The 7,232-nt window shown below is 56.3% G+C and carries 6 protein-coding genes; 4 read left to right on the top strand and 2 right to left on the bottom strand.

What is annotated here, in order from left to right; all coding sequences use genetic code 11:
- Window positions 1-166: 166 nt before the first annotated feature.
- The 3 genes from FHT29_RS34195 (at window position 167) to FHT29_RS34185 (ending at window position 4,685) form a co-directional block, all read left to right on the top strand.
- Window positions 167-841 carry an OmpW family protein gene (locus FHT29_RS34195; RefSeq protein WP_168601187.1) on the top strand — a complete coding sequence of 225 codons (675 nt, stop codon included), beginning with the start codon at window positions 167-169 and terminating at the stop codon, window positions 839-841.
- A gap of 874 nt (window positions 842-1,715) precedes the next feature.
- Window positions 1,716-3,476, top strand: coding sequence for an NAD(+) synthase (gene nadE, locus FHT29_RS34190; protein WP_112441428.1), 1,761 nt, complete (start codon window positions 1,716-1,718; stop codon window positions 3,474-3,476).
- Window positions 3,477-3,977: 501 nt separating this feature from the next.
- Window positions 3,978-4,685 (top strand): hypothetical protein, encoded by a 708-nt coding sequence (locus tag FHT29_RS34185; protein WP_047558140.1) that lies wholly within the window; start codon window positions 3,978-3,980, stop codon window positions 4,683-4,685.
- 82 nt (window positions 4,686-4,767) lie between these two features.
- On the opposite strand, the gene FHT29_RS34180 is transcribed toward FHT29_RS34185, so the two are convergent.
- Complete coding sequence (locus tag FHT29_RS34180; protein WP_047558442.1) at window positions 4,768-5,067, bottom strand: putative quinol monooxygenase; 300 nt, start codon at window positions 5,065-5,067, stop codon at window positions 4,768-4,770.
- Window positions 5,068-5,128: 61 nt separating this feature from the next.
- Window positions 5,129-6,145, bottom strand: coding sequence for an NADP-dependent oxidoreductase (locus FHT29_RS34175; protein WP_047558439.1), 1,017 nt, complete (start codon window positions 6,143-6,145; stop codon window positions 5,129-5,131).
- A gap of 94 nt (window positions 6,146-6,239) precedes the next feature.
- Here FHT29_RS34175 and FHT29_RS34170 point away from each other — a divergent pair, with 94 nt between their 5' ends.
- The gene (locus tag FHT29_RS34170; RefSeq protein ID WP_047558139.1) at window positions 6,240-7,142 is read left to right on the top strand and encodes a LysR family transcriptional regulator; all 903 of its coding nucleotides are present in this window, start codon (window positions 6,240-6,242) and stop codon (window positions 7,140-7,142) included.
- Window positions 7,143-7,232: the final 90 nt, after the last annotated feature.

Genomic DNA, 7,232 nt, shown 5'->3' with positions numbered 1-7,232 from the left:
TGCCATCATCCACCTCTTTGCTGTGGATGTTGAATCAGCTTCGCCGCGCCGCGTCACCTCACAATCGATTCATCGATCGCAGGACCTGCTCTAGCTCAAATCATCACCCTCCCGAGAGCGGATATTTCTCCCAACCGACACGAGTCTCGGATTGAAGGAGAAAGAGATGATATCCAGCAACATCGTTCCCGCCATCGTAACGGCAGCCGCATTAGCCACGGCCTGCACAGCGCAAGCGGCTGATCTGGCTGGCGCGCAGGGTGAGGCGCCCGCCGTAACGAGCCAAAGCCCGTGGCAGATACGCCTGCGCGCGCTCGGCGTGATCACCAGGGACTCGGGCCGCGTCGACGGGTTGGCGGGTTCTGACCTGTCCTACTCGAACGCGGTCATTCCGGAATTCGATATTTCCTATTTCTTCAACGACAATATCGCGGCGGAACTGATTCTCGGCACGACATATGCCAAGGTGTATGGCAGCGGCGCGATCACAGGTCTCGGCGAAATCGGCAAAACATGGTTGCTGCCGCCTACGCTGACACTGCAATATCACTTTACCGATTTCGGCGCGTTTCGGCCCTATGTGGGCGCCGGCGTAAACTATACGATATTCTACGATCAATCAGGCAAAAACGCCCGCAGCCTCGACGTCAAGAACGCGTTCGGCGTCGCGCTGCAGGCCGGTTTCGACTACATGCTCGATGAGCATTGGGGTCTCAATGTCGATGCGAAGAAGATCTTCCTGAGGCCGGATTTCGATGCCAGTGTCGGCGGTGCCCATGTCAGCGGCAAAGCCAACCTCGATCCGTGGCTCATCGGCGCCGGCGTCACCTATCGCTTCTAGAGCAAATCGAACAGGTGCCGGGCTCCTACCAGCACTTGTTCCCAGCCGATGGGCGCCGCCGTTTCGGAGCGGTAGCCTCACCCCGCCGCGCTCTTGAGCCCCTTAATCTTGTTCTGCCCCCTACCAAGCCAGCAGCGGAGCGATCTAAAGGAGATCAATCGGGATGAGGGCGCGGCTTTTCCAAGATATTCCGAGTCGCCAAGAGCTGGTATTCATTTCCTCCCCTCTACGGCGTAGTCTTCGCTGCCCTCGCTTCCGCTTTATTCGGTGCTCCCCTGTCGACACTTCACGTAGAGCCTCACGACTGCCCGCGCATGACTCGGGGCCGATGTGGATCGCTGCTCCTTCATCGCAATGGACTTGCACCATCTACTGCTTGCGGTTTGCGTCCGCGTTCCCATCAATCTGCCCCTTTTACTTCGGCCATCGGTAAGTGGGGCAAATTCGATGGCGCCACAGCCACTACGGCGTTGCAAAAATCGCCTATTATTTTCGGGTGAACCGTGCGGAGGCTGACATTGCAAGCACGCCTTCGGTCGAAAATCGCACGGCTTCGCGCCTTGAGTTTAAGTCGCGTCGGATCCTGGATCTGACTATTTTGGTTGCTAAGAAATACAGCTTGCCACCCGCACCACAGATGCCGACGGCCCACCGCCGCGCGGCAACATCCTTCCCCGCGGTTTTCTGAAATTCGCTGCCCCAATTTATCGAAATCTGCCGCCGACGATCAAAAACACAATAACCTCTTGCCAGCACCGATCGGCATGCTAGCCTCACATCGGTTTGCGACACCGAAATCCTGTGCCGTTTGGCCATCGGCCTTCCTCCCAATTATCAAGCTGTCGATAACGGCGGCCCACCAAAGAGTTTTGGAATGCGGCAGCTCAAATTCGCCATGCACCAACTTAACTACACTACCGGCGATTTCAGGGGGAATTTCGAGAAGAGTAGAGACAGCATTTTCTCAGCCAAGGACGCTGACATTCATGTGTTGGTGGAATGCGCTGTCGCGAACTACGCCGCTGGCGACTATCTGCTCGAAGCCGACTATCAAGAGGCGGTCATCCACTGGCTGGATCAATACCGCATTCTTTCAGGGCAATATGGCCTGACGATCGTGGTGGGATCGCCATTGCGTGGCAAAACCCAGGGCCGTAAGATGTGCAACGGCCTCGTCGTATTCCGCAATGGTCGGGACGTTCACAGTTACATGAAAACCCATCTGCCAAACTATGACGTCTTCGACGATGTGCGCTGGTTTGAAAGTCGCCTGGACCAAACTGGAACGGACGCCGAGGCTAACGTTTTGATGTTCGATGGGCCTGTGGGAAAGGCAACCATCGGCTTCTGCATTTGTGAGGATATCTGGTTCGACGACGTGACAGATGAACTCAGGCAGAAAGGCGCTGAGATCATCGTCTCCATCAATTCAAGCCCTTTTGCCATCGCCAAGGGCAATTTCCGCCGCAATATCTTCGCGAAACGTGTCGCCGAGACGGGCGTGCCGCTGATTTACGTCAACCAGGTCGGCGGCAATGACGAATTGGTATGGGATGGCTGTTCGGCCACCATCGATCCAGACGGCACGATCTCTGAGATGGAACCCGGCAAGGAAGGCGTCGAGGTCGTCGCGCTTATCGACAGAGACGGTCGTGGCTTTCGAAATGAAGCCTCCAAGTCGCCTGTTGAACTGACCGACGAGCAGGAGCGCTATCTCATCGTCGGCCTTGGACTGCGTGACTATATTGAGAAGAACGACTTCGAGGATGTCGTACTCGGCCTGTCGGGCGGTGCGGATTCGCTCTTGGTCGCCGCGCTGGCCTGTGACGTATTTGGCCCGACCCGCGTCAATGCGGCGCTGATGCCTTCGCCCTACACGTCCTCCGGCTCGAGCAGTCGAGCCAACGATTTTGCCATCGGCGTGGGCGCTGGTTTCAACGCTAGGACACTCCCGATCACAAAAGAGTATGAGGCCAGCAAAGCCAAGTTCCGGGACGTCTATGGGCGTGACATGTCCGGTCTCGCTGATGAGAACCTGCAGGCCCAGATCAGGGGCAATACGCTGTCCGCGATCTCAAACGACCACGGTCGCAGGGCCATCCTGGGCACAAGCAACAAGAGCGAGATTCTGATGGGATACGGCACGCTCTATGGCGACATGCGTGCTGCCTTCAATCCACTAAAGGATTTGTACAAGGCTATCGACGTGTTTCCCATCCTGGAGATGCGTTACAAACAAGCAATCGACCCCGATCCATTGTTCGCGCGCATTTGGTTCCAGGCCTTTGACAAACCGCTCGAACACTATAACGAGGGTGCGATCGCTTCGATGCGGCAGACCATGGAAGCACCGCCGAGCGCGGAGCTAAGGCCGGACCAGCGCGACACCGACAGTCTTCCACCCTATCCGCGCCTCGACGCCGTGCTGTGGGAGATGGAGGACGCCAAGGAGCGTCACACCGATGCCGAGATCGCCGCCAAGCTTGGCGAACCGCTCGAATTTATACAAATGATCCGCCGTCAGGTCCGGCGCTCGGAGTTCAAGCGTTTCCAGTCTCCTCCTGGGCCGAAAGTTCATCGGAAATCGCCAACGACCAAGGATCGTCGTTTTCCCTTAACGGGACGCTTCAGATAATCTTGCGTCGGAACACCTTATAGAGCTCACCTTTGTTGCTTATACCTTTTGACCGGAGGAAGGCTCTCTTGATCAGAGCCGCACGCGAGTAGTTTTTTGAAGATCTGTGTATAAGCGCTCGCTCGGCGAGCTGATTATTCGCTTGCGGATTCCGTACGTGGGGCAAAATGAGTGGCAGGGGCCGTGAAACCCTCTATCGCCGGACGTCACAAACAGCTCTCGACTTGAGCGCGTACAGCGGTCACGATCGAATGCACAGGACGTTTTGCGCCGGCTCGTGACAAGAATCGACCTAGACGGTCACCGATCCCTGGGCCTATTTCACCTGCTCAGGGTCGCGCTCATCTGCAGCGAAACATCGCTTCCCGAAAGACAGAGCGAGAGAGTCCGTTGATCGCTCATTAATCGGCATGAGCGATTATCCAAGGCTGACCGAAACGAGATACGCAATGGTGGAGCATGGTCCCTTTACGTCCGAGTACGATAATCTGTCCAGTTCTGGTGTTCAGCGGCGTTCTCTGGATTTACGATGTAGGACATTCTCAACTTTACGAAGTCGAGACCGCTGCAATATTGCGAGCCCAGAAGGAGGCGGCGTCGCCTGCATCTGCCTCACATATTCCGGATCAAACGACCGCATTCAGAGCCTCACCGATCGTTTCTGCGGAGGCGCTCGCAAGTGGCGACGATCAGGGGATCGTGGAATCCAATTTCTCTGTTGTGGATAGTCTCCGAGATTCGAAAGTCCCAGAAAACGAGATTAATCGAGCTGCATTGGAGAGCCGTTACGTCGATTTCTTTTATGGCGAAATGGTGGACGGGGGCTTTGCACAGTTTGTGGGAGAATCTGAGTGGGACAGCCAAACGGTAGCAATGGTAAGAAAGGGGCTTGTCGACATCAAAGCGCTCCGACATCTAGAGCTATTCGACGACGGGGCGGCCATTGTCGCCGCCATTGATCCAAAGGAGCTACGACAGTTCATTAATACACCCCAACCCAGTTCCAAAGACCCAGTACTTAGGAAACTGAGTTTGATTGATCGTCAATTCTTTGCTGTTAACGACCGAGAAAGCCTCGTAAAATTGAACGCGGCGTGGCTTGGCCAACAGCCAAATTTGATCGCGCTTTCACCAGAGGCCCTTCGAAATGAACTCCAGGGCCGCGGAGTGTACCTCCCCCATCGCGACAAGATCTCAGTGAAGAGTTGATGGACTTAGGCGCGGATGAGCAACCATGATCAACGTCTAATACCCTTTTGAACATGCCCGGCAAGGCGACCGAGACAATTCTTCATTCCAGCAAACCCCGTTCGTTCGAAGCATCAAACTTCCTCACATCACCCCGCAAGCTTCCCTGCCATCGCGCGACGAAAGCTTTGGTCTCCTCAGCATCAAGATGCGCGCTCAGCGCCTCCTGACCGGTCCAGCGTTCCGCGATCAGCAGCCTACCCGCCGCGGGATCATCAATTGCGGCATCATAGGAGATGTTTCCAGGCCGCCGTCTTGTCACGATCGCAAGATCCTTCAGTTCCGCAAGAAAGTGCGGAACCTCCTGGGGATCGACGTGTATATATCCTGTTACTATCAGCATCATGCTTGCCTTAGTTGTAGAGCCTTCGGGGGAGTGACCGCACTCGTGTGACCTGGTGTGATCAATCCACCCTGAGTACAATCTTGCCTTGAATGCTGCCTTGCGAAGCCCGCTGATGGGCAGCAGATGCTTCCGCCAATGGAAACTCGCTATCGATGACGACTCGAATTGTGCCGTCGTCGAGCAATCGACCGATTTCAGCCAGTTGCGCGCCATGTGATCGGACTTGGGTGGATGAGACGGTAATCCCACGCCCGACAGCGTCCTCGTGGCCGGAAAAGCCCAGGGGATTGACGAGGAAGAGAGCCCCACCCGGCCTAATAACGCTCAAGAAGCGTTCAATGTTCGGCCCCCCAACGGCATCCATCACCAGATCAAAATCCTGTCCGGCTGCATCGACGGACGCCTTGGTGTAGTCGATGAACTGGCTTGCGCCGAGTTCACGAAGAAGCGTCTCATGCTTCCCAGAGGCGACCGCAGTGACATCAGCACCCTTCCATTTGGCAACTTGAACCGCCAGATGGCCGACGCCCCCTCCCGCGCCATTGATCAGGACACGTTTGCCCTCAAGCGGAATTGGCGCATGAGGAAATGACTGGAAGGGGTTGGGCGCGTCATGGCCCAGCTCCACAAGAAACTGCCAGACCGTAAGAGCCGACATCGGCGCGCCGGATGCTTGGAGATGATCGATTTTCGGTGGCTTCTTTGCGAGTTCCGATGCGGGCACGCTGACGTATTCGGCGTAAGCACCACTTCCTTTCATCAGGTCGTCGGGGAAGCGGACCATGGCATAGACCTCATCGCCAACACTGAATTGCGTAACCTGTTCGCCCGTTGCCGCGACTACCCCAGACACGTCGGTGCCAAGGATCAGCGGAAAGGTAGCGTTGGGTCGCCATTCAGGAGGCAGCGCTCGATAGCCGTCACGCAAATAGAGATCCGGTGGATTGAGGCTAGCCGCATGGACACGGACCAGCACTTCGCCACTCGCTAGTGCGGGTCGAGGAGCGTTCTCGTAGCGTAAAACATCGGGACCGCCGAACTCGTGCAGTCGGACCGCCTTCATCATCTCAGTCATGGTGCCCTCGTCTCGCTTAAATTGCGTCTTCCGCAAAGAAATAATAAATTTATCTAACATTGATAATCGTGCTTCAATTCGCTTTAGTAGTTCCATGACGGAACAAGTCGGCTTGGACAGATTGACCGGCCTCATCGCCTTCGCGAAAGCGGGGTCTTTAGGCAGCTACACGGCCGCGGCGCGATCGCTATCCATTTCCCCCTCGGCCGTCAGCAAGAGCGTTCAGCGCCTTGAACAACGTCTCGGGGTTTCGCTTTTCACCCGCACGACACGCTCGCTGACGCTGACCGCCGAGGGGCGAGAACTGCATGAGCGGGCACTTCGCCTTTTGCGCGACGCAGAAGAAATCGAGCAATTGGCAAAGGCAGCCCGCGCAGCGCCCTCTGGCAACTTGAAAATTGCGGCGTCGCTTCCAATCGGCCTGCATGTCATCGCTCCAGCCCTTGCGGAATTCAGGAAGCGGTATCCAAGCGTTACGATTGACTTGCGTCTCAGTGATCACATGATCGACCTTATCGCTGAGGGGATTGATCTTTCTATCCGCATCGGCGAACTCGACGACTCGCGTCTCCTATCGCGGCGTCTGTCGCCGCATCGGCTGTGCTGCTTCGCATCGCCTGAATATTTGGCTGAACATGGCACGCCGGGGCATCCCGACGATTTGGTGGAGCATGAGACGGTCAATTTGCGGTACAAAAGCACAGGCCAGCTTTTTCGATGGCCGTTCCGGATCGGGGAACGTGAGGTCGAAATCGTTCCATCTTCGGGTATCGTTGTCGATGCAAGCGAAGGCGTCATGACCGCAGTCGCGGCCGGCGCGGGGATTGGAATGGCCACAAGTTTTGCCGCGACCGCCTGGGTCAAGCGCGCGCAGTTGACGCCGATCCTTTCAGAATTTGCCGTCGAGAGACACAATGTCACTGCGGTTTGGCCCCAAAGCCGACGCACCAACCCGGCTGTTCGTGCGTTTATCGAAATTTTGATCGACGCGGCCTAGCACTACTTTGGCAGATTAACCGGCCATTTACGATGATGGGCCATCTTGGGCGCTTTCATAGGGGTGCGCGAGATGGCGGAATTGGACGCT

Source organism: Rhizobium sp. SG741, from assembly GCF_012275435.1.
Classification (GTDB): domain Bacteria; phylum Pseudomonadota; class Alphaproteobacteria; order Rhizobiales; family Rhizobiaceae; genus Rhizobium; species Rhizobium lusitanum.
This window is presented reverse-complemented; position numbering and strand designations above follow the sequence as displayed.

Excerpts from the sequence above, each read along its gene's own strand:
- FHT29_RS34195 (WP_168601187.1), top strand. The coding sequence starts at position 167 with ATGATATCCAGCAACATCGTTCCCGCCATCGTAACGGCAGCCGCATTA.
- nadE (WP_112441428.1), top strand. The coding sequence starts at position 1,716 with ATGCGGCAGCTCAAATTCGCCATGCACCAACTTAACTACACTACCGGC.
- FHT29_RS34180 (WP_047558442.1), bottom strand. The coding sequence starts at position 5,067 with ATGCTGATAGTAACAGGATATATACACGTCGATCCCCAGGAGGTTCCG.
- FHT29_RS34175 (WP_047558439.1), bottom strand. The coding sequence starts at position 6,145 with ATGACTGAGATGATGAAGGCGGTCCGACTGCACGAGTTCGGCGGTCCC.
- FHT29_RS34170 (WP_047558139.1), top strand. The coding sequence starts at position 6,240 with ATGACGGAACAAGTCGGCTTGGACAGATTGACCGGCCTCATCGCCTTC.